Consider the following 25,174-nt stretch of genomic DNA (forward strand, 5'->3'; position numbering starts at 1 on the left):
CAGTTCCGTTGGTTTTTACTCCTGCCGTTGGTAGGAGTTATCAGGTTAAATGAGAATTTAGCGGCTTAAAGGTCAATGGCGGATACATCAAGTGCACCAGACATTAGCTGAGGCAATAATATATCTCTTAATTCAGAAAGTTTTTCGTTTTCTTGATCATGGTGTAACATTTGTTGTAACATAGGATTTAATAGTTCCGATAAAACCTGAGCTTCTTCACTTTCAGGTAAAACTGCTTCAAAATTACGCAAATTTGCCTGGTTGATTTTGGGCTGAGCAGCACCTGTAACAATGCTTTGCATATTTAGCGTTCCAAGCATAGCATATACCAAGGCTTCGGAATAATCGTTAGATCCCTTTACAATATGAGCGTGATTATTAACCCAAAACTTCCCATAAGTATATTGCGTTAATGGGTGTCCAAATGAATCAATTACATTAGCGCCATCCTCGCTGATAAGAATATATGTTCCATCAAATAGATAATCTTCAACGTAATCCACAATAGATGCTGCCCCATAATACGGATAAATGTGTGCCATTTTCTCCCGTTGTATGGAAGAAAGTGGTTTCCGGAGATTATCAAAGAATATCAGCACATCACCAAGCTTATGTTTGTTCCATGCTGAAGTCCGTCTTGCATTATTAAAAATAGAAAGCATTTGTTCGTATAAATTCTCATTTATCTTTTTGTTTAATTCCACTTTGTAGCTCAATTGATAATATAGGTTTCCTATTTTCTCTTGAATCTTTCTGTCTGGAACAGGAATTAATAACTGATCCATAAATTGCTTCTTAAAGTGCGGTATAACATCCCCAACGTTTGTATTATATATCTGTTGTTGAATTTCTCGGCTTCTTAAAACAGCAAAAAGGTATTTGTTATAAATTTTCTTATCATCAGCTCGCAGGGCAATCATATCCTGAGCTATACAAAAATCTACTGGATCCGGAACCATACAAACCCGTCCTGGAGTACCTTTGTTAACAAATAAAATATCTCCCGGCATAGGATGTGCTCGAAACCACGTTTCATAAGTTTCTTGTGTAAGATATCTCACCTTCTCATATACTGGAAACAGTGTGTTGTTTGTAACGCAGTTTGTTGCTATAAGCTTCCATCCATCATTCGCTGTAGGAACGGTTTTCCCTCTATTATCAACAATAAAAGAAAGTAATTCTGTAATTGGAACTTTTGGGCAATCTTCCCATATATTAAATTTCATACCCAATCGCCCCCAGTTTCCTACGAATTTCATCTTCGAGTTCATGGCTCTTAGCAAACATTTCCGAAAGCTCCGATGTCAGACGATCCATCTTTTCTTCAAATGGTTCCCCATCATCTTCCTGTTCCTCAATGCCAACGTATCGACCCGGAGTAAGAATATAATCCTGCTTTTCGATTTCTGCTATATCAGCAACAGCACAGAAGCCCTTCACATCTTCCAGCATTCCGTCTGCAAATGATTCATAAGTATCTGAAATCTTCTTAATATCATCATCTGTAAGCTCACGAAGTTTGCGACTGACCATAGTTCCCATCTTACGAGCATCAATAAACAGTGTCTTTCCGGTCTGTTTTTTCTGTTTATTGATAAACCAGAGTGAAACCGGAATCTGCGTCGTATAGAAAAGCTGTGTAGGCATTGCAACAATACATTCAACCAAATCTGCATTGATAATATTCTTACGGATTTCACCCTCACCACCTGACTGAGAAGATAATGAACCATTAGCAAGAACCATACCAATTCTTCCGGCCGGTGCAAGATGATAAATCATATGTTGCAACCATGCAAAGTTGGCATTTCCTGCAGGTGGCATACCGTACTGCCAGCGCACATCCTCTTTTAATTTATCAGCACCCCAGTCAGAAAGGTTAAATGGGGGATTTGCCATAATATAGTCTGCACGCAATGTAGGATGACGGTCATCTAAAAAGGTATCTGCTGCGTAAGTGCTAAGATCCGGCTCAATTCCACGAATCGCAAGGTTCATCTGTGCCATCTTCCATGTAGTCGGATTGGAGTCCTGTCCATAAATAGAGATATTGCTGATATTACCACTATGGTTTTCTACAAACTTTGCGGACTGAACGAACATACCACCTGATCCGCAACAAGGATCATATACTCGACCTTTATATGGTTTCAGCACCTCTACCAGAGTCCGAACTACACATGACGGAGTAAAGAATTCACCACCACGCTTTCCTTCCTGTTCTGCAAACATGGAAAGACAATACTCATATGTACGTCCCAAAATATCTTTTTCGCTGCCGTGTTCAATCATCTGGATATTAGTGAATAAATCCACCACATCCCCCAATCTTCGTTTATCCAGTTCTGGACGTGCGAAATTCTTAGGAAGAATATCTTTCAAACGCTTATTTTCCTTTTCGATAGCACGCATGGCATCATCAATAACTGTACCGATTTCTGGTGTATGTGCCTTCGCTGCAATCTCATTCCAACGTGCACCTACAGGTACAAAGAAAATGCCTTCGGAAGTATATTCATCAATATCCTCCTCAAATCCGTCGCCCTCATCTTTCAGCTCCTGATACTTGTCATCGAATCGATCTGAAATGTACTTTAGAAAAATCAACCCCAGTACAACATTCTTATATTCTGACGCATCCATGTTACCACGAAGCACACAGGCTGCATCCCATATCTGTTTTTCAAATCCTATGTCGGCTGTATTTTTCGCCATTTATATTTACCTCCGTCATTTTTTCTAGTTTTTTTTACCTTTCATATATTTCCCAGATTTTATTCTACGATCAACAGGCTTTACCGCATCCTCTGGAATTGCCCATGATCTCCCAAATCTTTTACTCCCCTCAACCATTCCTTCTTTACACATCGTTTGAAGGCGCCTTTCTGAGATTCCCCATTTTTCAGCAATTTCTTTCACTGTTAAATATTCCATTCATTTTCTCCTATGAAATCGCATACTTTCACCTAATAAATATTATATTCGTATTACCGCCGGAAATCAACCAAAAGAAGCCCTAGTTGGTTTGAACAGAAAATACTATTCATTGGGTTGGTATCAACTCAATCTAGCTTTAATGCCTTATAGCTTTTTCATTTTTATTTTTTGATATAATAATGAACAGTGTTTAAAAAGTAAAAGCCTCTATTAAGCTTCAGCACTCCATATCTCATTCGCCTTCGTTATAATTAACCGTCCATCCTCACATTTCACCTCAATCTGTTCTCCAATGTTAAATCCCAACTCTGAAAGCCATTTTCCTTTCAAAACAATACTCGGTGTCTGCTTATACTGGTACCCTCTTGCTTCATAAACCTTCATTTCTCTATATTTTTTATATGCCATATTCATCTTCTCCTTTTGCCATTTTTTAGACTTCTGCCATAAGATTAAACTTACGCTGAATTATTGCTTCTTTTGCTGATTTATACATTTTGTGAGATACCCCCTTGAACAAGGGAAACGACAACGAGGAATAATTTCCTCGTCTAAGCACAGTTTTAAAATGTAAATTTTAGCGATATGTAGCGGCATAAATGCCCATTTTATGCAGGTTTCAGGCACTAGTGGAATATCCAACTTTAAAGTTTTAACACCTGATATGGCCAGCAGATGACCGATCCCGTTTTTCTGATACAACTTTTTCATATATGGATCAAGGTCTCCTTTTTCTCCGAGAAGGATCGCACTTATCGTGTTTCCATAATAACTGCCCAAACACCCTACAAGGAGTTTCTTCCAACCTTGCCTGAATTCATGCAGGAATTGTCTGATGCATTCAGTCTGCCCGGATAATATACCGACTTCATCCGCCCATACATATGCGCCTATTTTCTGCCTTTTGTAATAAGCTCTCTGATCAAAATTGCCCGGATTACGTGCAGTCTCAAATGCAGACGCCTTTCCTTTTATTTTTAGTTTATTTCCGATTTTGATATGTGCCGCATCTTCTTTTTCAAGATAAACAAGCACTTTCTCTTCCCATATTTTTCTTGGCAGCTCTTGACTGAAATCATAGGAAGAACGATGCCCGTCGCTTTTTCCGAATACAGACTGCCTTGCGATCTTTCGATCGCTGCCACTATAAAAAGAGACGGCATTCCCCTTTACACGGACTGCCGTTACAGATTCTTTTTCATCAATCCTATCTGCCGTTCCCGTCAATATAAGATTGATTTCTCCTTTATTGTTTCGGTTTACGATCTGCCCAAGCGCGGAAGTGTAATCTCCCGCGCCGAAAAACAGCACCCTTATCGCCTGTACTGTAAGAAACAGTACGCAAAATATACATAATGGTCGTCTTTTCATTTTTTGTCATCGGCTGCGACCAACTCTAAATTTTCTTTCAGCGGCTGTGAAAGATCCACAGTGCCCATATACTTAGCTTTTGACTCTCCGTTAATCGTAATCTGAACCTGCGTCGCCTCTGTTCCCTCAACAAGCGAATTTACGATTGAATAAATCGTAAGTTTCGGCAGGATATCATACTCTCCGTTCAGAAACGTACTATCGAAATTCACATAACAAATATCATCTTTGATCGTCACTCCCAACAGATTTGCATTCGGGTTGATCGTCGGATAAGCTCCGCTTTCAGGACCCTGCATCAGTTTCTCAACGATCATTTTCTCTTTCGACAAATTACTGCTGTACCTTGCCGAAACTTTTTGCGGAACAAGCTTATCTCCGCTTTCATTTGCAAAATAAAGCGTTAATTCTACCGTCTGGTAGGCGCTCGGTGACGATCCTGTGTTTTCTACGAAATCATCTTCTGTCATAAGTCCGATCGAATTGCCGTCACTGTCTTTAAGCGACTCTCCGTCGATCGTAAACAGTACTGCGTTGACCCCTTCAATTTCCGAAAGCGAACATACAATAGATGCCCTCATAAGCTTTTCTTCCAGACTGTTTACTTTTAAATACGCTTTATTGAAGTCGATATCTAATATACTCCCCCGCAGTTCACATTTTTGTACAGATACTTCATTCGGAATCGGAGGAACATTTTCGATTTTATCCGATGGTTTCCGAAGCGTTTCCAGTATATCCTCTGCCATACCGCAGATTTCTTTGTCCGTCATCTTCTTGCCTTTTGCCGTTTTCCCGGTTTCATAGGGCGCTTTAACAAGTCCTGTTCTGTCTTCATTAAGATAATAGACTGACATCTCCGAATCTATTTTCTTCTTCCGGCAGCCTGAAAGGAAAAACGGCAGACACAAGGACAAAATAAGACAAATGCATATTACGACCGCAAGTTTCCTGTTCCTTTTCATCTCCCCACTCCTTCCGGCACTGTTGTATAGATCAGCGGAATCCGAACTGTAAATGTCGTTCCCTCGCCTTCGTTACTATGCACTTTGATCGATCCTCTGTGAACGATCACTGCGTTTCTGGCGATCGCAAGCCCCAGTCCCGTTCCGCCGATTTCTCTGGAATGAGACTTGTCTACCCGGTAAAACCTCTCAAATATATGTGCCTGATCTTCCTGAGGGATTCCAAGACCGGAATCTTCTACTTTTAAATAAAAATATTTATGATCGGCATTTAAAGACACATGAACCCATCCGTTTTCATGATTATATTTAATCGCATTTTCCACAAGATTTGAAACGGCAAGTGTAAATTTCGTCTCATCAATCTCTGCGCTCACCGGACGGAAACTTTCCATGACCATCTCAACATTTTTCTTTTCCGCGATCGGTTTCAGCCTCTTTAATATTTGTTCAAGCAAGTCGTTGATATTCACCTGCTGAATGTTCATCGTCTGACCGGTCCGATTCATTTTCACAAGAGAAAGAAGATCTGTTATGATCTGATTTTCCCGGTCGATTTCTTTCGCGATATCTTCCATAAATTCACGGTACATTTCCACAGGAAGGTTTTCCTGCTCAAGAAGCGAATCTGCCAGCACTTTCATCGATGTCATCGGAGTTTTCAGTTCATGGGAAACGTTTGAGACAAACTCTTCTCTGGAGTCGTCCAGCTGCTTTAGTCTGCCGAGCATTTTGTTGAACGCTTCACTTAGCTGACTTGTCTCCGCAAACGTGTCTACGTGCAGCACATCGTCACTGTATCCTTCACTCACATTTTCAATCGCCCCTGTAATCTTATGAATCGGTTTTACAAGTTTATTGGCAAGGGCCACCCCGAAAACAGCCAGGAAAATCGCCGCTATTCCTACTACGACACCTCCATGCGTATAAAATACCTGTTTTGTAACTTCAATACTGTCTGTAGAGACACTTGCTAAAATCACACCGTCTATCTTCTTTTTCCCCGGGATATTGATCGGTGAAGTCACTTCGATATAATGATTCTTTTTATCATAGTGGTTCGTCGGCTTTGTGCGCATGCACCGAACGACGCTTTCCGATACATTCGTCTTTCCTTCATCGAGATTATATGTATCTTTAATTACGCAGAGATCTTCATCCATGATCATAACTCTGCCGTTATATATATTCGTCAGCTGCGTCAGATTAGAATCGATCACTTCCGAAGTCGGATCGGAAAGATATCCGTATGCCGAGAGCTGATTGCTTAATATTGTACATTGATTTTGGATTTCCGCAGTCCGAAGTTCGACCGCACGCGACTCGTAAAATGCTACGATTCCGAAAAGTGTTGCAAGGCAGGGTATCAGCCCTGCCAGCATTGTACAAAGAATCACACAAAAACGCATGTTCCCGATAATTTTACGGTTGGATACAAATTGATATTTAATCTTGGAAATAATAACCCACTCCCCACTTTGTATGTACATATTTCGGTTCACTCGGATTCATCTCAATCTTCTCACGAAGCCTTCGGATATGTACGTCTACTGTTCTTGCATCTCCCGGGTAATCATATCCCCACACCAGATTCAGCAGATTTTCTCTGCTGTATACTTTGTTTGGATTCATTGCCAGAAGCTCTAAAACATCAAATTCTTTTGCCGTAAGATTGATCTCTCTCTCTCCGATAAATACTCTTCTGCTCTCACAATCAATCTTTAAGCTTCCTTTGATCAGCACCGGTCCGCCTGCCGGTTCTTTCCGTTTCGACGTCCGCCTCATGATGGCTTTGATCCTCGCCTTCACCTCTAAAATGTTAAACGGTTTCGTTATATAATCATCCGCACCGTATTCCAGTCCCAGTATCTTGTCCATATCCTCGCTCTTTGCCGTCAGCATCACAACCGGCATATCCGAAAATTCCCGAATCTGCTGACACACCTGAAAACCGTCCAGTTTCGGCAGCATCACATCCAAAAGGACAAGATCATATTCACATGCCTTTGCGTATTCCAAAGCCTCCTCGCCGTCATAGGCGCAGTCTACTTCCATGCCTTCCTGCTCGAGGCTGAAGCGGATTCCTTTTACGATCAGCTTCTCATCATCAACAACTAAAATTCTCTTACCCATACTCCTCTTTTTTCGACTCCTTATGCACTGCGGTATACAAAACCGCTCTCTTATGTCAGATCGTTATGTCTTCTTTTATTTTATTAAATACTCCCTCTTTGATTCCCTCAATCTGCATCAATTCTTCGATTGACTGAAAGCCGCCGTGTTCTTCCCGATATGCGATTATACTTTGCGCTTTCGCCTCTCCGACTCCTGTAAGCGTCATGAGTTCCTCTTTTTCGGCTGTATTAATATTTATCTTCCCATCGTCCGTACGTTCGGTCACTTCCGATACAACCCCTGCGCCTTTCACTTCATCTAAAGAAGGCACATAAATCTGTTCTCCGTCAACGACAACCCTCGCCTGATTAACCGCTTCCGCCGCAGCGTTTTCTGTCAGCCCGCCCGCTTTCGCAATCGCTTCAAACACTCTGGAATCCTGTTCCAGTTCATATACGCCCGAAGCCTGAACTTCTCCGCAAACATATACGAATACTTTTTTACGCTCCGGATTTTCTTCCACTGTACCGCTGTCCGCTTCCGCCTTTTTTCTTTCTGCCTTCTCTGCTGGCTCTTCGCTCTTTTGTGATGTATGATCCGACTTTTCTTCTTCCGCAGAAAATAAAAATTCTTCTGTTTCAGGAACGGCCGAATCTTTGTTCCCGCACCCAAACAGGAAACTTGCCGAAATAAGAAAGAACACTGTCATGACAGCGTATTTTTTTCTGTATTTTTTCTGATTGTCTTGCATATTCTTCTCCTCAGCTTTGCCGGGAGAATTACCCCTTTATGTCGGACATTAATATTGTAACGAATTTTTACTAAAATTACAATAGACAATTAACGTCTTGTTACATCTCTGTCAACCTATTAAGGACAACTTTCTTTTTCTTTACAAAAAAAACATATATATTACAGATTTATTACTTTTATTTCCATTGAAAAACTGCTATGCCGGCAACCGCAAGAAGGAGACCACCTGCTTTTCTCCATGAGAACGGCTCCCGATCCATTCCAAACAATCCGAAAAGCTGGATCAGATAAGCAACCGTAAGCTGTGCGATCACAATGAGAAGAGCTGAACGCGCAGGCCCTAACGCTTCGATACTTTTTATAACCGTCCATGTGATCCCTGCGCCGATCACACCGCCTAACAGCATATATTTCGGCTGTACTTCCATAAGCTGTGAAACCTGATCTCTTCCGGTAAAAAACCACATCGCAAGACAAACCGCAAAAGCCGTAAACTGTACCCAGCCGTTTCCGACCCACATTCCTGTTGTCTTCGTAACCTGTGTGTTAAATACTCCCTGAATACTCATAAGCGCTCCGGACAAAAGAGCAATTAAAAAACCGATCATATACATACCTCCGAACTGTTTAGATCAAACAATTTTTCTAACTTCCTTTAGTATGTCCTTCGACCGGTTTCTTATTCTGTCTATTTATGTAACATTTTCTCTTATGAAAACATTGGAGAAATATCTTTACGGAAACACTTTTATGCAAGTATTCTGCGCATCTTCTCAACCATCTGATCGATATGCTCTTTTTCTACGATCAGCGGAGGAACAAAACGGATTACGTTTCCCTGCGCCTGTATGATAAGCAGACCTTCTTCAATCGCACGATCATTGATCTCTTTGATCGGCTTTGTGATCACAAGACCCTGCATCAGACCTTTTCCTCTTCGCTCTGTCACACAGTCAAATTCCGCTTTAAGTTCTTCTAATTTTTCTGTAAAGTATGGAGCTATCTCATTGACATGTCCTACAATATTTTTTCTCTCAAAAATGGAAAGAACTGTCTTTACCGCCGTGCACGCAAGCGGATTTCCTCCGTATGTCGCCCCGTGATCTCCCGGTTTAAGAGAATATCCGGCAACCTCTTCCGTCATTGCAAACGCGCCGACCGGAATGCCGTTTCCGATCGCTTTCGCCATCGTAAGGATGTCCGGCTTTACTCCGTACCCCTGCCATGCAAACATCGTACCTGTTCTGCCCATGCCGCACTGTACTTCGTCACAGATCATAAGGATATCGTTTTCATCACAGAGCTTTCTGATCCCTTCCATAAATTCCTGTGTCGCCAGATGAATGCCGCCCTCTCCCTGAAGCGGTTCTAAAATAATCGCACACGTTTTCTCATTCACAAGCGACTTCACACTGTCAAGATCGTTAAATTTTGCAAACTTTACCCCCGGAACAAGCGGCTCAAAAGGTTCTCTGTAAGAATCATGTCCTGTAACCGATACCGCTCCAAATGATCTGCCGTGAAACGAGTTTTCCATAGCGATAAATTCATATCGTCCCGATCCTTTTGTATATGCATATCGTCTCGCTGCTTTTAAAGCCCCTTCATTTGCTTCGCCGCCGCTGTTTGTAAAAAATACCCGATCCATTCCGCTGACTTTATTCAGCGCTTCCGCCGCTTCCCCGCAGCTTTCATGATAATAAAGGTTGGACGTATGGTATAATTTATCAATTTGTTTTTTCAGCGCCTCGTTTAATTCTTTATTGTCATACCCAAGCCCTGTCACTGCGAAGCCTGCCGCAAAATCAAGATATTCTTTTCCGTCTGTATCATACAGATACATTCCCTTTCCATGGTCAAGTGCGATCGGAAAACGATTATATACATGAATAAGGTTTTCCTCTGCCGCCTGTATCTTACTGTTCATCGTGATTATACCTGCTTTCTGTACTATTTAAAATCGCTGTTCCGATCCCTTTATTAGTGAAAATCTCAAGAAGAAGACAATGCGGAATCCTTCCGTCAAGAATATGCACTCTTGAAACACCTGCTTCGATCGCATCGATACAGTTCTGAAGTTTCGGAAGCATTCCCCCTCCGATATAACCTTCTGTCATTAGTTTTTCCGCCTCTTTTACACAAAGTTCCGAGATTAAGGTAGACGGATCTTCCGGATCTTTATACACTCCCTCGATATCAGTCAAAAACGCTAATTTTTCCGCTTTCACCGCGCGCGCGATCGCACACGCCGCATCATCTGCATTAATATTATATGTATGGTAATTTTCATCCATACCGACCGGACAAATGATGGGAAGGAAATCTTTTTCCAGGAGATCGTAAATAATCTGTTCATTTACCTCTGTAACTTCTCCTACATATCCGATATCCTGACCGTCAGAGTATTTCTTCGCCACCTTTAACAAAGCTCCGTCCTTACCGCTGATACCGATCGACCTCACGCCAAGGCTCTCAACAAGTTGAACAAGACTTTTATTTACTTTTCCAAGTACCATCTCGGCTAATTCCATCGTATCTTTGTCTGTCACACGAAGCCCATTGATAAACTTCGGTTCCATACCGGCTTTTTCAACCCATTTGCTAATCTCTTTTCCGCCGCCATGTACGATGATCGGCTTAAATCCGACAAGCTTCAAAAGCGTCACATCCTCAATAACGCGCTTTTTCAATTCTTCGTCGATCATAGCGCTTCCGCCGTATTTCACAACGATGATCTTTCGGTTGAACCGCTGGATATACGGCAAAGCTTCAATCAAAACTTCTGCTTTATCAAGATATTGCTGCATGTTTTTATTCATGTTCTCTCTCCAATCTTTTTGTCTCGTATCTTTGATCCTGCAAATAACTCTTTTTTCACTGACATGTTCTAGCTTCTGTAATCTGCATTAATGCTGATATATTCATGAGTCAGATCGCATCCCCATGCCGTTGCCGCGGCATCACCTTCTTTCAGATCGGCGATCGCAGTCACCTTAGGCTCAGATAAAATTTCCGTTGCTTTTTCCTCACTGTAATTTAGCGCAACACCGTTTTCAATGATCTGAAGCTTTCCTGCCGCACTTTCAAAAAACAAATCCACCTTCTCAGGATCAAACTGTGCTCCCGAATATCCCATCGCACAGAGGATTCTGCCCCAGTTCGCATCGTGACCTGCTATTGCCGTTTTCGTCAAATTTGAGCAGACGATCGATTTCGACAAAACCTTTGCCTGCTCTTTCGTCTTCGCGCCTACGACTTTTACTTCAAAAAGCGCCGTCGCGCCTTCTCCGTCTCCCGCCATCTCTTTTGCAAGCGTTTCATTGACATAATGGAGAGCTTTCTTAAACTGTTCGTATTCTTTTGTTCCATATTTAATCTTCTTATTATCTGCCATTCCGTTAGCCAGCAAAAGAACCGTATCGTTTGTAGATGTATCTCCGTCTACGGAAATCATGTTGTAAGTATCTTCCACATCTTCACTTAACGCACACTGAAGCGCTTTTTTTGTAATTGCGGCATCCGTTATCAGAAAGGCTAACATTGTACACATATTTGGATGAATCATTCCCGATCCCTTTGACATCCCGCCGATCGTCACGGTCTTCCCTCCGATCTCAAAGGTAACTGCCGCTTCTTTCTTCTTTGTATCCGTTGTCATGATCGCTTTTGCTGCCTCTGTTCCCTTTTCTTTGCTGCTGTTCTTTGCCTCTGCCAGCATTTTGATTCCCGATTTCACCCGGTCCATCGGAAGCTGCATACCAATCACTCCTGTGGAACCGACAAGCACGCTTTCCGCCTCTACGCCAAGAACACAAGCCGCCTCTTTTGCCGTTTCTTCACAATATTTCATTCCCTCTTCTCCGGTACATGCATTTGCAATGCCGGAATTTACGATCACTGCCTGTGGTTTCCGCTTTGACTCCACGATCGCGCGATCCCACTTTACAGGAGCCGCTTTCACAAGGTTTGTTGTAAAAGTTCCCGCCGCCTTACACGGCTTTTCACTGTAGATCAGCGCCATATCGGTACGGTCTTTATACTTGATGCCCGCTGCCGCTGCCGCTGCCTGAAATCCTTTTGCCGCTGTTACTCCGCCATCGATCACTTTCATTTTGTCCTCTCCTTTTTGTACCCTATATGTTCTGTCAAAGTTTCTTCTATAAAAGAAAACTCCGCCTCTTAAAAGAGGCGAAGTCAATCCGCGATTTCACTTTAATGAAAGAAGAACCGTTTCTTTATCAAAACGTCTGTATTTCTGTTTTTTGTTCTCCCCCCGCCTTTTTCTGTGTCGACGATTGTTTTAAATCATCTAACCGTCTAAATTCTATACGCAAATATTATTAGCTATTATATTATGAAATAAAATCTGTTTTGTCAACTATTTCATCTTTTGAATTACGGGCTATACGAATCATTTTTAAATTACCGGACATGGATTCAAACTCTCTCACAATAAACTAAATACCGCTGATAATTGTGAGGATATGGATGACAAGTCACAAGAGTCACCATATCTTTGCCTTCCTGTATTCTGATCTTATCAATCTCATCCGGAGATATCACCTCTATCCGTTCCACTTTATAAGTCATCGTTTCCCAGAAGTTTGTAATAAATATTTCATCCCCGATTTTCAATTTTTCAATCTCACGAAACATCTTTGCATAACTGTATCCCCGATGTGCGACAACCGCCATATTCGTATTATTCCCACCGATCGGCATCGACGTTTCCGTAAGCTGAGCAGCTCCTTTTGACATATTTTCTTCGTTAGCGCCCAAATATAACGGAAGCTCAAGATCCATAACCGGAATTTTAATATATCCTGCAATTCCATCTTCTACTCCGTACTCTTCCAAACGGATTGCCGGGTTTGCATATGCATACGGATCTGCCAGATTTTCCTGATTGTTTTTTATAAGTTCTTCGTTATAGTTCTTCATTTCTTCATAAAGCCGGGCATATTTTTCAGGATTCGCATCCCGGACATTCTCCGTCGTTTCTTCAAACTGACGAAACATACTCTCTGTCTTTATCTTATAAAATTTCTGAAGAATATGCGGATAAAGCAGAATCCCGCATCCGATCAAAAGAAGAATCAGACCGAAAATAAAAAGTTTTCTTTGTTTTCTCACTCTTTTCATCTTTTTCTCCTTTTTAGACTTCTCTTCCCGGCTTTTTTCTTTCTGCCCCTTGTCCTTCGTTTTTTCTTCATTTTCCTTACACACACCGCCACTGCAGCAACGAATAAACTGACGAGGGCAAATACCGCTGCGCCATATGCGATCATCTCCGTTATATCCCGCTCTTTTTTCGCCGTATCCGACTCTTTCTCTTCGCTTTCCTTCACGATTTCATCACATATTTTTTCTCCCCGGACAAGCAGTCTATGACTGTTTACCCCGTACGGCGTACACGTTAAGAGCGTTATGTATTCCTTATCCGCTATCGGACGCAATGCATCTGTATCTTCCGGCTCTATCACTGAAATCTGATCTACCTCATAAGTAAGAAGATGATCCAATACATGGATATAAAACAAATCCCCTTCCTTCATTCGATCCAAATCTGTAAACAATTTTGCAGTAGACAATCCTCTGTGGGATGCAAGAACCGAATGCGTACCTTTTCCGCCTATAGGAAGAGCCGTTGTTTCCATATGTCCGACGCCCCGTCTCAACACCCTCTCACTGACTCCATGATAGATCGGGAGCATAACGTCGATCGCCGGAATTTCAATATATCCCATCACTCCTTCTTTTTCTTCTACATTGAGCACATCTTTATAATTACCGGGCAAAACAGAGCCGCTTCCTAATATAAACGGATCTTCTACAGACATTCCCGTAACAGATTCATTATACTTTACAGCCTTTTCCCACTCTGATTTCATATCTGTCTTCGGAAGTTCTTCAACCGTCTGCTCATAACGACTGATCATCTCTGCCTGGTGCCGCTCTGCAAGCTTGTTACTGACTGCCGGATACAACAGTATACATGCTCCGATCAGAAAAAGAGCCGTTACGATTAGCTTTTTACTTCTGCTCATAATCACCTAAAGGGAGGTTCGTCTTCTAAGACTCCCTCCCTCTTCCTTCTTAGTCTTTCAATCTGCTTTCTATTGATCAGCGATCTTTTTTCTTTCTGGACATAAAAATAATAATGCCCGCCGCTGCCATAACCGTCAGACCGACTGCCGTAAAAATGATCGTTCCATTTCCACCTGCTGCCGGAAGTTTACTCGGTTTTGTGTTTATGATCGTATCGCTTGGAACCGTAGCAGTAGATGAATCGTGATTCACTGTCACTTCAAAATATTTACTCGGAAGCTGATATCCTTTTACCGTTTTTGTCTCTACAAGATAATACTTCTTTGCTCCGGTAGCTGCGTCGTCACCTTGAACTTTATTTTCTTCATTCGCCTTATTTGTATAATATGCAAGACCTCTAAACTCTGCAACGCCCTTATCGTTCGTCTTTACAACTGTAGTAAATTCCTTTTGATTCGGATCATATACCTTCAAAGCTCCTGTAATTTCTCCCGCCTTATTATTTTGGAGAAGTTTTACTGCTGCCTGTGCTTTTTCCGTACTGTCGAAAATCATAAATTCAACATCTTTTAAAGGTGTTCCGTCTGCCTTTTCCCCAACCTTTTTAATGGCAATCTTTCCGGTATGTACTTCCGGCCGCTCGTTTTCAGGCACGCTTACATCAACAGCCGTACCCTTTGCAGTTGTAAATTTCAAATCTGCGTCATTATAAATTGCTTCCCCTGTTTTTGCCGTTTTATTGATCATCGTATCAAAACGGATCTGAAGAAATGCAGCCTGAGCATCCGGATTATTAATCGCTTTTTTCAATTTTATTTTTCCCGCATCGGTCAGACTTATTATCAATGTATTCTCATTTCCTTCTGCCGGCTCTTCCACTGAATAATCCGTATCTTTTTCTAACTCATCTATTACCGTTTTATAATCCTTATCTACCGCTTTAACAACAATGTTCCCTTTATATGTAAGCTGAGAATCGATTTTATCTGTCACTTTGTATAATTTTGCGGTATCATAGCTGCCGTTATCATTTGTCAATGCAATATTACCCGGAATCGCCGTATGGATAATCCACGTCTGATTCTCTTGCATATCAAAAGAATCATGCTTATTTCCTGCATATGTAACATCCTTTTCAATAGACAGCACTTCATTCTTTGGATATACATGTACATTATAATTAAGTGTCTGACCGTCTGCCTGCGTCATCGGAACATCAACATAAAATGCTTTTCCTACCATCGCATCATCTTTCTCATTCGGAAGAACCGCATCACTTCCATCGGATGAATCCAAACCTAACTCTTCTACTTTGTATCTGCCCAACGGAAGATCTTCCAAAACTGCTTCTCCGGACTCATTCGTAACTACCGTACGAGATATTGTCGTTTCGTTCCATTTTCCCGCTTGGTCCTGCTCCATTTTTGTAACCTGAAACTTAACATTTGCCAGCGGTTCTGCCGTTTCAGGAAGACTATCCATTTCAATACCGCCGTTTTCTGTGTTTGATTCAAACGCATTTTCTGCATCAGGCATCTTATATTTATGAATCGTAATAGAACCTTTCTGGTCATTACCCACTACTTGTCCGCTATTTTCCACAGCAAACGCCGTCGTCATTGTTCCAAACAACATTACTGCTGCCAGAGCTATCGTTGTCATATATTTCAAAATCTTTCCCATAATTTTAAGCTCCTTTTCTTTTGAATCTAAAATATAATACAAGTGAACAACAGATGATCATAAATCCACTGAACACAAAAATCTTCGTACCGTTTCCTCCCATCTTCGGAAGGAGGCTTGTCTCTCTGTTAGAAACCTTAAATCCTTCTATATGATTTCCACTGATTGCCGGTACGTCGCCTCTTGCTTCAAAAGTGACTTTCTTACTGGCATCATCTGTAACAGCAATAGTCACCTTCCAATATCCCGTCGGTTTCAAATATCCTTTCGGAGCTTTTGTCTCTTTAAGAAAATATTCCCCTTGTTTCAACCGACCGAAATCAACAATTCCTTCTTCTGATGATACAACCGGACCTCCTACAATGCTCCATTTGTCGGCATCGTTCTCATCACCCTGATAAAGGGTAAATTCCGCGCCCGCAAGCTCATTTCCTGTTTTTTCATCTACTTTTATGAAGGAAAACGGGACTGTAGGTTCATTTTCCACTTGAAGAATTCCATCTTTTTTTTCGAACTGCGGAACTGTGGAATCGTCTTTTTCTGTTTTTTCTACTTTAACTTCATCTTTATGTGCATCGACGGTTACTGTCCATGTTCCTTCCGGCAAAATGAATCCATCCAATGTCGCCTCTTCTGATAATATGTATTCGCCGGATACAAGTTCTGAAAACTTCACGATTCCATCAGCCTTGCTTACCTCTTCCGCGCTCCATGTACATCCTTGTTCATCCACAAATCCCGTCTTATCGTTATGTGCATGTGTACAAGACTCCGGTGAAATCAAGCCTTTGCACTTTTTATCATGTTTATGATTACATGTTAGTTTAAACCGAACTCCTTCCATCACAGTTTGATCTTCTGCGCTTACCTTTTTAAAAACAAAGTCCGTTTTTTCTCTGTCATTTCCGACTGTAAGATTCGCCTTCAATCTGTAAATCGGTTGAACTGTTACCGTACCGTCAATCACCCCGGCCTCTTTTTCATCACCTTTTCCTTTGTTAATAAACTCAGCGGCGTTTTTTGCCGCTTCTCCCGTCTCATTTGTAAAGGTCTTCCCGGTATTCTTCTGCGTTTTCCGGTCAAAATACGTTACAATGATCTGATCTAACACCATCCCTGTTCCCGGAGTAACTTTAATATTTACATCCGGCGAATATCGATCGATATATGTACTGTTTTCCCCGGCTGATGTGGATTCTCCTTCTGTAGGCGTTACCGTCTGTTCTCCGCCTGTGATTTCCATTTCACCGCCCCCAACCGAGAAAAAGACAGGATCACTGTTTAACTCAAAACCTTCCGGAGCTTCTGTTTCTGCAAAACAATAGTCTCCGTTCGGAATCTCCGTACTAAAATTTATCTTTCCCTCTTCATCTGTTATATACTCATCCGGCTGATACAGCTCTCCTTTTACAAAATTGCCTTCCTCGTCCCGAACGGCTTTATACAGCTTAAATTTTGCATCTTTTACAGGTCTGAATCTTCCTTCGTCGGTGCCTGCTACCGTTTTTGTCAAAGTAAGCTTTGTTTCTGCGGGTTCCGGTTTTACTTTTACATAAATACGGATCATATGATTAATTAAAAATTTCATGCTTGAACTTCCGATCGTCGACATATCTGTTTCCGCATTTTCCGCCGTGCCATAATACCACAACACATTATCTGTTCCCAAACCGCATCTCACATATCCACTTGACGAAACATTACGCACCGGAAATATTTCATCTGTCAGTTTATCATAGTCCAAATAAGCGCCATCGATATTGGTAGACTGAATCATCGTAGCATCTTGGTCTTTTAATATTTCAATACGAAGTCCACCGCGTTCAATATAAGGAATTGACAGATTTATATTCTTTATATTTTCATCTGAATTATCTTCCGGTTTGATCAAAATTACCGGATCTGCTCCTAATTTAAACGCCTGGTCGAGCGTTTGCTTTATGATCAAACGCCCTCCGGCTATTACCGGATATTTTCGCACCGGATTTAAAGATATATTAAGATGTGTATTTCTAAGCTGCTCTCCAAACCACTTTTTTCCTTCATCAATATCGGTCAATCCTTCCGCAGAACCTAATGATTCCAAATAATTTATTGATAAAGGCGACAAATCCGAAATGGCATTGTTCTCTAAGTCGATCATTCCGGCTTTTCTAAGCCACTCGATTCCTTCGATACTTTTGATCAATTCATTCTCCGGCTTCTGAGTGTCTAACTGTTCTGTTTTTTTCTCAACTTTCTTATTTGCATATTGCACAGCTCCGGGCTCATCCACTAATGACTCCAGATACTTGTTTGCCTCTTCCTGCGTATTAAATTCTTTTGATATATCCTTAATTTCAAACGATGGAATAAACGTAGCCATCTGTGCAGATGCTATATATGTTACTTTCCTTGCATATCCGTCTGCTTTTATCATCCCCGTAAAAGACCCTAAAACTTCTTTCACGCTTTGCCCCGGTGTTCCCATCCATCCTGCTTCAAACAAAGAATCATAAACTGCAACGGCAAAATTACGATCTGTAAAACCAACGTCCATAATCTGCCCGATGCCTATATCTCTGTCTATACTGATTGCCGTAGTTCCTTGTGTATAAACAGGCAACACAAAAAAAGTTACTTTTGATTCAGCAATATCAGTCTGCGCTCCTTCCCCTGCTTTATTTTCCTCATTCCGCCCTGTCTTACCTGATGTCTGATCGTCGGAAACTTTCTTCTTTGTTTTCGTATTATTTATTGTTTGTTTTGTCTCTGTCTTTATCTGTTTGCCTGCCTGTACATCGGCCACATTCCCCAATGTTACGGCAGAACCAAATAGCAAACTGCATAATAACAGTGACACGCCCCTTTTTATTTTATTCATTATCTACTCCTCTCCCCATCTTCTCTATTGTTCTGCTCATCGCATCCCAACTCCTTTCTACTATACTGCTGTGAAAAGCAGAAGATATTAGTGAGAATTTCCCTTCACATCGCCTCTTTTCCTCTCCCTCTGTTCCACTCACCCAAAGTGCCAAAAGACGCATTCTTGGATTGCAGGCGGCTTCCAAGTTCTCGGACAAATCCGGACTTTAGCTCGTCGTCGTTGCAAAAACAAAAAGCCGCTTCCTTTTTGCCCCTCAGAAAAAGTTACTTTTCGGAATATTTTATCTGTCAATCCCATATAGTAACTAGACATTACCAATATTAGCATAACAAACCTATAGACTCAAGAGAAAATGTAACTATCTATTGCCAAAATTTCGCTAAAAACTCAGCAAACTACCACTCGAAAGGAGACGCTATATGCAAAATCCAAAACAAATTTTTGCGTCCACACTAAAGTATTTACGATATAAGCATCATTTTTCTCAAGAAAAATTAGTTATCCAGATGCAAATACGCGGGAGTACTATTACTCGTGAAGTTTATAAATTCATTGAATCCGGTTCCGGCAATATCAAAGTTTTTGACTTAGTTATTTTAAAAAATATCTATCGTATTCCTTACTCTGATTTCTTTGTCGGTCTTTCTCCTGCCACACTTCCACGAACTTCGATAACTATGTTACTTAGACATCCTACTTTCACCGATAATCTCGCACTCTTAAGAACATCCCATGAATATACACAACAACAGTTAACCGATGCAATGAATGAGATGGGAACTTTTATTCACCGGGCTGCTTATGCAAATATTGAACGCGGAAAACGAAATCTTAAAGTTACAGATCTTGTATGCTTAAAAACAATCTACAATGTCCCTTATGAAGCGTTTTTTGAAGGAATCAAAATCCACGAATAAAGATGTCTATACAAAAAACAGAGCTGCCGATCTGTACAGCTCTGTTTTTTGTATAACTCTCATATGATAACTTTATTCAAACAGACTATTGACCGTTAAATGCAGTTATATTTTCTTCATTTAACGTAAAATCATAATAATTCAGATCCAGACGCTCCGTCCATCCGATTGTATTCCAAAATGCATTTCCAATATCATTTTCCGTAAATGCGATCAAAGATACTTTATTAATCTTTTCTTCTTTCAGCGCTTTCATCGCAAAAACAACCATCCTTTTTCCGATTCCGTGACGTCTGTAATCTTCATCTACACAGACATGATACAAACACCCCCGTCTTCCGTCGTGACCGCACAAAATACTTCCGACAATGCGACCGTCTTTTTCTGCCACGACACTTGTCGTCGGGTTTCGTTTCAAAAAGCGCGCCACTCCTTCTTTTGAATCATCGATACTTCGGATACCAAATCCTTTTATTTTTTTCCAAAGGGCATATACCCCCTCATAATCTTCTATCGTCATGATCCGTACCATACTGCATCATCTCCTCTGTTTTTTCCCGTTTGGTTTTACTTTCTGCCCTGCTGCTTTTTGCACGATATACATCTTAAGGAAACATCGGAACAAGCTCAAGGCCTTCACTTTCCGGAAGTCCGAACATCAGATTCATATTCTGAACCGCCTGTCCTGCCGCTCCTTTAACCAGATTATCGATCGCTCCCATCATAATAATCCGATTTGTCCGTGGATCGATCTTAAACCCGATATCGACATAATTACTTCCTTCCACCCATTTCGTTTCAGGGCATACGTCTTTTTGAAGCACACGCACAAATTTTTCACCGCCATAATATTTATCATATACAGCCTTTACGTCTTCATAGCTTACTTCTTTCGTAAGTTTTGCATACTCTGTAACTAAAATTCCTCTGTTCATCGGAACTAAATGCGGCGTAAAATTAAGAACGACTTTTTTCCCGGATGCGTATCCAAGCTGTTCTTCGATTTCGGGCGTATGTCTGTGTGTCGCCACTCCGTATGCTTTAATATTTTCATTCACTTCGCAGTAAAGATTCGGCAGTTTTGCTCCTCTTCCCGCTCCTGACGTTCCTGATTTTGCATCGATGATCAAGGTGTCCATATCGATCAGCCCTTCTTTTGCCAACGGATATGCCGTCAAAATGGAACAAGTCGTATAGCATCCCGGATTCGCCACGAGACGGGCCTTCTTCACATCTTCCCGATTAACTTCACATAATCCGTACACCGCTTCTTCAATAAACTGTGGGGATTTATGTTCGAGCTTATACCATTCCTCGTATATTTTTACGTCTTTCAGACGGAAATCCGCGCTTAAATCTATAATCTTTGTCTTTGACAAAATTTCTTCGTTTACAAGAGACGCACATAATCCCTGCGGCGTAGCCGTAAAAATCACATCTACCTGTGATGCCAGTTCTTCCATATTATCATCCATGCAGACCGCATCTATGATCTGAAACATATTTTGATATACGTCCGCATATTTTTTATCTATGTAACTTCTCGAACCGTACCATTTAATTTCCGCCTCTCTATGCCCTGTCAATATTCTGACCAGTTCACCTCCGGCATATCCTGTTGCACCGATAATTCCAACTTTTATCATAATCTATTCGCTCCTCTCTGCTGTTTGCTTTTCACAAACCTGCCCTGTCTCAATATTTCTTCACAAAAAATAAAATGAATATGCATTCTTTTTGCATAATAATACATCATTCTTGCATAATATGCAAGTTTTTTCTGTTATCAAATACATTAATCTGTATTTAACTTATATCCACTTACAAAAAATATCGGAAATCGAGACGCTCTCCGAATTAAACTTCAGCTTACGGTTCGATTTCCGATATTTTTATATTTCTTTCTATTATTTTTTTCTATGTTTCTTCTCTAACCAGTTTCTTCACACATTCCTCTATAACAGCAGATATATTTTCTGTAAACTGTTCTAGCATCATCTCTCCTTTTTCTTCTGTTGCAGGTACCGGATTTCCGTATGTTCCCGAAACGCTCAACTCTCCGATCGATGTGTTGTCCATTCCGTACGTAGTCGGTCTGACAGGATATTCCTGCACTGCCCGCTCCATATGAACTGTCTCCGGCTTTACTGCCAGCATAAGTGACGTTTCAAACTCGCAGGCATGAAACATTCCTCCCCATGTCGGAGTTTCCATATATTTATCATAAATTTCTTCCATTCCCGGATAAAACATCCCCAACACTTTCACATCTGTTTCATCTTGTATTTCCCGTATCGCATATTTTATCACCGACCTGTTCGCCTCATGTCCGTTCATAAAAATAAGAATTTTTACCCCGTATCTTTCTACAGAACGAACAACATCTTTCAATATTTCCCGAAGAATATCCTGTCGGATCGTTACAGTTCCGATTCTGTCACGCCAACTCCAAGAATACCCAAAATGAATACTTGGATACACAAGCGCTCCCGTTTTTTCTGCTGTCTTTTCAGCCAATGCTTCCGCCAAATAAACATCTGTTCCAATAGGAAGATGATACCCATGCTGTTCCGTTGATCCAATAGGAACGATTACTACCGGAAACTCACGTAACCGCTCCTGCACTTCCCGCCATGTCATATCTTTTACTTGATTGCTCATATTTGGGACACCTCCACATACTTTCGCGCTGTTTCTCTGATCTTTTTCAAATCACTCCTCTTTGCATGTTTCGGAACAAGATTACTTCCGGCCGCCACACCTTTATATCCTAATCTATAGAAATTCACTGCATTTTCCGGTGTTACCCCGCCAACCGCCACATAATCCATCTCCGGGAAAGGACCTTTTAACGCTTTAATATAACGATCGGAAAACGCATCGGCAGGAAATAATTTTGCAAGATGGATTCCACAATTTACCGCTGCCTGAACTTCAGACGGTGTCAGCACTCCGGGTAAAACTTCTATCTTCTTTTCCAATGCATATCGAACAATCTGCTCATCAAATCCGGGAGTCAGAATATACGGCACTCCCATATCTGAAAGTACATCAATTTCCTCTTTTTTCTTAACTGTTCCTGCACCGATATAAACATCCCGACCTTCAAAATACTTTCTGCTTGTTCGGATACACTTCATGCCGTTTTCTCCGTCACTTAGCGAAATCTCAAACCATCTGATCCCTTCTTCCACAAGGCCTTCTATGATCGAAATAATTTCTTTTTCTTCCACTTCCCGAATAATCGAGACAAGTCTTGCACTTTCTAACATCATTTTCTCCCTAATAAACTGCCAGCCATCGCTTTGGATTTTCAACAAAAATTTTATGAATCACGTCCTCATCCACCCCTTCGTCCAGAAGTCTTGGAATAAATTTTGTCTTGATATATCGAAATCCCGGACCTCCTCCGTATCCTTCCAGATAAGAGGCTCTCCCCATATCTCCCGAAATAAGAAGCTGATCAGCATATCCGTGAGATATCAATGACTTAATTAATGCAACTCTGATACTGTCAGGATAGTATTTTACCTTTCCCGGTCCATCAAATTGAATATAGATTCCCCGGTCAGCAAGTTTTAACAAATAATATTCATCCGGATTTCGATCTAAATGCCCTAAAGCAACAGTGGAAAAATCTACATTTTCCCGAGCAAGAATATCTAACAATTCCATTCCCATTGTTCCTGCTTCTGTATGTCCCCAGATCGGCGCTCCACACCTTTTCTGCGCCTGTGCCGCAGCAACTGCCGTCTTTTCTTCAAGTGGATGGATCATATTGTAATATGTTCCTATTTTTATGAATCCTGCTCTGATTCCGTCTCTCCCTTCCAAAATATCGTCTGCGAGAATATCGGAAATTTCTTCTGTACTTTTTTCTTCTACCCAATTCGGATAGTAAATATGTTTGTTAAATCCGGTCGTTGCAATGACATGAACTCCTGTCTCTTCAGACATTTTTTTTAAAAGAGACAGATTGCGCCCATAATCTAACGTAGACGCCTCTACTAATGTCTGTCCGCCTACAGACTTAAACAGCTTTAATTCTGCTACGCTGCCTTCATAATCGCTCACTTCCAAATCCCTGTCTTTCTGACATGTCGGCGGAACTGCATACAAATGTTCATGTGGGTATGTAAATCCCATCTCCTCTGCCTGAATATCTCCGCAAACTGTTCTTGCAAATTTCATTCTCATACCGCCTTTCTTCATTTTTCCGCTTTTCTTTTAAACTCCTGCAATCATTCCTATTAAACGCATAAATACACTTACCAGAATTGCATCTGTTGATGCAAACCACAGACCTTCCACTCCATATCCTGTCACATCAATTAACGGGTATGCCAACGCAACTATCAACGTAAATAAAAATCCTAACAGAAATGAAGCAACGACGCATCCTCTTTTTCCTCCTAATTTATCTCCAAATACTCCGGCAGCGCCTCCCATGAAAAACAATCCGATCACTCCCGGTAATACGACAACTTTCAACTGAGTTGAAATCAAAGTTGCAAGAATCCCGCCTACCATCGCGCAGAGGAAACCGACTGTTGTAGCAACCGGACCGCTTGCATAAAAGATCGGAACATCTAAAGCAGGTCTTGCACCGGGGATAAGCTTCTCGCTGATTCCTTTAAACGCCGGGATAATCTCACCCAGAAACATTCTGACACCTTGAAGAAGTACGAGTACTCCCGCTACAAATGTCATTGCCTGAATAACAGCATATACTATTATATTTTGTCCTCCCGCCAATTCTGAAACAACCTCTGTTCCTGCCATCAAAGCCGTGAAAATATAAACTACTATCATGACGATACTCATAAGAATCGACATATCTTTTAAAAAGTCCAGTTTATTCGATACTTTCACTTTTTCCCATGTATCTGTTTCTTCATCACGATTTTTCTTTCTGACCAGCCGACCTACAAATCCACTAAAAACAATCAGGGAACTTCCCCAAAATCCAAATGCAACTTCATCCGTCTTTAAAATTTTCCTTGTATAAGGCTGAGCGATTGCAGGAAATACGACCATACAAATTCCCTGGACAACAGAACCTATGGCAACTGCCATCCATCCGTTAATCCCCATCTGATCCAACACGATCGCCATAGTTCCCGCAAACGAAAACATCATATGCCCTGTCAGAAAAATGTACTTAAACGGAGTAATTCTCGCCAGAATAATATTAATCACAAACGATAAAAGCATAATCATAGGCGTTTCAAATCCAAGCACTGTCTGAACTGCCGCTACTAATGCGTTATCTTCCGGAACAACACCTGACATTCCAAATGCTGCATTGAACATTGTGCTAAACGGTGTCAGCGCAGATGCGATCAAACTTGATCCGGCGCTCAAGATAAGAAAACCCAACATTGTTTTCATCGTTCCCTGAATCACGGTTGACGGTCTGTTTTTCATTGCAATAAGACCGATCATCGCCACTAATCCTAATACAACTGTAGGCTCACTTAAAAATTTAACAAAAAAATTCACCATAATATACCGCCTCC

24 protein-coding genes are annotated in these 25,174 nt (G+C 41.2%); 1 reads left to right on the forward strand and 23 read right to left on the reverse strand.

Annotated elements, in window-relative coordinates:
• Positions 1-65: 65 nt before the first annotated feature.
• The 17 genes from ACH9UM_RS06265 to ACH9UM_RS06345 all read right to left on the reverse strand — a co-directional run bounded on the left by ACH9UM_RS06265 (position 66) and on the right by ACH9UM_RS06345 (position 18,735).
• Positions 66-1,226: a restriction endonuclease subunit S gene (locus tag ACH9UM_RS06265; RefSeq protein WP_400092311.1), complete on the reverse strand. Its 1,161-nt coding sequence runs from the start codon at positions 1,224-1,226 to the stop codon at positions 66-68.
• Entirely contained in the window at positions 1,216-2,715 is a 1,500-nt protein-coding gene (locus tag ACH9UM_RS06270) for a class I SAM-dependent DNA methyltransferase (RefSeq protein ID WP_055291108.1), read from the reverse strand. The genes ACH9UM_RS06265 and ACH9UM_RS06270 overlap by 11 nt, the downstream gene beginning before the upstream one ends.
• A gap of 24 nt (positions 2,716-2,739) precedes the next feature.
• Positions 2,740-2,934: a helix-turn-helix domain-containing protein gene (locus ACH9UM_RS06275; RefSeq protein ID WP_055291110.1), complete on the reverse strand. Its 195-nt coding sequence runs from the start codon at positions 2,932-2,934 to the stop codon at positions 2,740-2,742.
• Positions 2,935-3,147: 213 nt separating this feature from the next.
• Complete coding sequence (locus ACH9UM_RS06280) at positions 3,148-3,345, reverse strand: SymE family type I addiction module toxin (RefSeq protein WP_055291112.1); 198 nt, start codon at positions 3,343-3,345, stop codon at positions 3,148-3,150.
• Positions 3,346-3,405: 60 nt separating this feature from the next.
• Positions 3,406-4,308, reverse strand: a complete 903-nt coding sequence (locus tag ACH9UM_RS06285) for a ComEC/Rec2 family competence protein (RefSeq protein ID WP_400092315.1) — start codon at positions 4,306-4,308, stop codon at positions 3,406-3,408.
• Positions 4,305-5,273, reverse strand: a complete 969-nt coding sequence (locus ACH9UM_RS06290; RefSeq protein WP_004845613.1) for a GerMN domain-containing protein — start codon at positions 5,271-5,273, stop codon at positions 4,305-4,307. The genes ACH9UM_RS06285 and ACH9UM_RS06290 overlap by 4 nt, the downstream gene beginning before the upstream one ends.
• The gene (locus ACH9UM_RS06295; RefSeq protein ID WP_004845612.1) at positions 5,270-6,763 is read right to left on the reverse strand and encodes a cell wall metabolism sensor histidine kinase WalK; all 1,494 of its coding nucleotides are present in this window, start codon (positions 6,761-6,763) and stop codon (positions 5,270-5,272) included. The genes ACH9UM_RS06290 and ACH9UM_RS06295 overlap by 4 nt, the downstream gene beginning before the upstream one ends.
• Positions 6,720-7,406, reverse strand: coding sequence for a response regulator transcription factor (locus tag ACH9UM_RS06300; protein ID WP_004845611.1), 687 nt, complete (start codon positions 7,404-7,406; stop codon positions 6,720-6,722). The genes ACH9UM_RS06295 and ACH9UM_RS06300 overlap by 44 nt, the downstream gene beginning before the upstream one ends.
• A gap of 55 nt (positions 7,407-7,461) precedes the next feature.
• Positions 7,462-8,139 carry a ComEA family DNA-binding protein gene (locus ACH9UM_RS06305; protein ID WP_004845610.1) on the reverse strand — a complete coding sequence of 226 codons (678 nt, stop codon included), beginning with the start codon at positions 8,137-8,139 and terminating at the stop codon, positions 7,462-7,464.
• A 178-nt stretch (positions 8,140-8,317) separates the two neighbouring features.
• Complete coding sequence (locus ACH9UM_RS06310; RefSeq protein WP_004845609.1) at positions 8,318-8,749, reverse strand: DMT family transporter; 432 nt, start codon at positions 8,747-8,749, stop codon at positions 8,318-8,320.
• A 140-nt stretch (positions 8,750-8,889) separates the two neighbouring features.
• On the reverse strand, positions 8,890-10,068 hold the full coding sequence (locus tag ACH9UM_RS06315; RefSeq protein ID WP_004845608.1) for an aspartate aminotransferase family protein: 1,179 nt from the start codon (positions 10,066-10,068) through the stop codon (positions 8,890-8,892).
• The gene (gene argB, locus ACH9UM_RS06320) at positions 10,058-10,960 is read right to left on the reverse strand and encodes an acetylglutamate kinase (RefSeq protein WP_004845607.1); all 903 of its coding nucleotides are present in this window, start codon (positions 10,958-10,960) and stop codon (positions 10,058-10,060) included. The genes ACH9UM_RS06315 and argB overlap by 11 nt, the downstream gene beginning before the upstream one ends.
• 68 nt (positions 10,961-11,028) lie before the next feature.
• Positions 11,029-12,252, reverse strand: a complete 1,224-nt coding sequence (gene argJ / locus ACH9UM_RS06325) for a bifunctional glutamate N-acetyltransferase/amino-acid acetyltransferase ArgJ (RefSeq protein WP_004845606.1) — start codon at positions 12,250-12,252, stop codon at positions 11,029-11,031.
• A 326-nt stretch (positions 12,253-12,578) separates the two neighbouring features.
• Complete coding sequence (locus tag ACH9UM_RS06330; protein WP_004845603.1) at positions 12,579-13,283, reverse strand: class C sortase; 705 nt, start codon at positions 13,281-13,283, stop codon at positions 12,579-12,581.
• Complete coding sequence (locus tag ACH9UM_RS06335) at positions 13,280-14,188, reverse strand: class C sortase (RefSeq protein WP_004845602.1); 909 nt, start codon at positions 14,186-14,188, stop codon at positions 13,280-13,282. The genes ACH9UM_RS06330 and ACH9UM_RS06335 overlap by 4 nt, the downstream gene beginning before the upstream one ends.
• Before the next feature lie 76 nt (positions 14,189-14,264).
• Positions 14,265-15,872 (reverse strand): SpaH/EbpB family LPXTG-anchored major pilin, encoded by a 1,608-nt coding sequence (locus ACH9UM_RS06340; RefSeq protein ID WP_004845601.1) that lies wholly within the window; start codon positions 15,870-15,872, stop codon positions 14,265-14,267.
• A 4-nt stretch (positions 15,873-15,876) separates the two neighbouring features.
• Positions 15,877-18,735 (reverse strand): prealbumin-like fold domain-containing protein, encoded by a 2,859-nt coding sequence (locus tag ACH9UM_RS06345; RefSeq protein ID WP_004845600.1) that lies wholly within the window; start codon positions 18,733-18,735, stop codon positions 15,877-15,879.
• A gap of 422 nt (positions 18,736-19,157) precedes the next feature.
• Here ACH9UM_RS06345 and ACH9UM_RS06350 point away from each other — a divergent pair, with 422 nt between their 5' ends.
• A complete protein-coding gene (locus ACH9UM_RS06350; protein WP_004845598.1) occupies positions 19,158-19,655 on the forward strand; it encodes a helix-turn-helix domain-containing protein in 498 nt (165 codons plus the stop codon).
• 85 nt (positions 19,656-19,740) lie between these two features.
• On the opposite strand, the gene ACH9UM_RS06355 is transcribed toward ACH9UM_RS06350, so the two are convergent.
• From ACH9UM_RS06355 to ACH9UM_RS06380, 6 genes are all read right to left on the reverse strand, one after another.
• Positions 19,741-20,187 (reverse strand): GNAT family N-acetyltransferase, encoded by a 447-nt coding sequence (locus ACH9UM_RS06355; protein ID WP_004845596.1) that lies wholly within the window; start codon positions 20,185-20,187, stop codon positions 19,741-19,743.
• Between the two features lie 73 nt (positions 20,188-20,260).
• The gene (gene argC / locus ACH9UM_RS06360; RefSeq protein WP_004845595.1) at positions 20,261-21,301 is read right to left on the reverse strand and encodes an N-acetyl-gamma-glutamyl-phosphate reductase; all 1,041 of its coding nucleotides are present in this window, start codon (positions 21,299-21,301) and stop codon (positions 20,261-20,263) included.
• A 271-nt stretch (positions 21,302-21,572) separates the two neighbouring features.
• The gene (locus tag ACH9UM_RS06365; protein ID WP_004845593.1) at positions 21,573-22,316 is read right to left on the reverse strand and encodes a creatininase family protein; all 744 of its coding nucleotides are present in this window, start codon (positions 22,314-22,316) and stop codon (positions 21,573-21,575) included.
• On the reverse strand, positions 22,313-22,930 hold the full coding sequence (locus ACH9UM_RS06370; RefSeq protein WP_004845592.1) for a bifunctional 4-hydroxy-2-oxoglutarate aldolase/2-dehydro-3-deoxy-phosphogluconate aldolase: 618 nt from the start codon (positions 22,928-22,930) through the stop codon (positions 22,313-22,315). The genes ACH9UM_RS06365 and ACH9UM_RS06370 overlap by 4 nt, the downstream gene beginning before the upstream one ends.
• 7 nt (positions 22,931-22,937) lie before the next feature.
• The gene (locus ACH9UM_RS06375) at positions 22,938-23,846 is read right to left on the reverse strand and encodes a phosphotriesterase (protein WP_009242271.1); all 909 of its coding nucleotides are present in this window, start codon (positions 23,844-23,846) and stop codon (positions 22,938-22,940) included.
• A 36-nt stretch (positions 23,847-23,882) separates the two neighbouring features.
• Positions 23,883-25,160: a PTS ascorbate transporter subunit IIC gene (locus tag ACH9UM_RS06380; protein WP_004845590.1), complete on the reverse strand. Its 1,278-nt coding sequence runs from the start codon at positions 25,158-25,160 to the stop codon at positions 23,883-23,885.
• Between the last annotated feature and the right edge of the window lie 14 nt (positions 25,161-25,174).

Origin of the sequence: Mediterraneibacter torques (assembly GCF_044591705.1) — a bacterium.
Classification (GTDB): Bacteria; Bacillota; Clostridia; order Lachnospirales; family Lachnospiraceae; genus Mediterraneibacter; species Mediterraneibacter torques.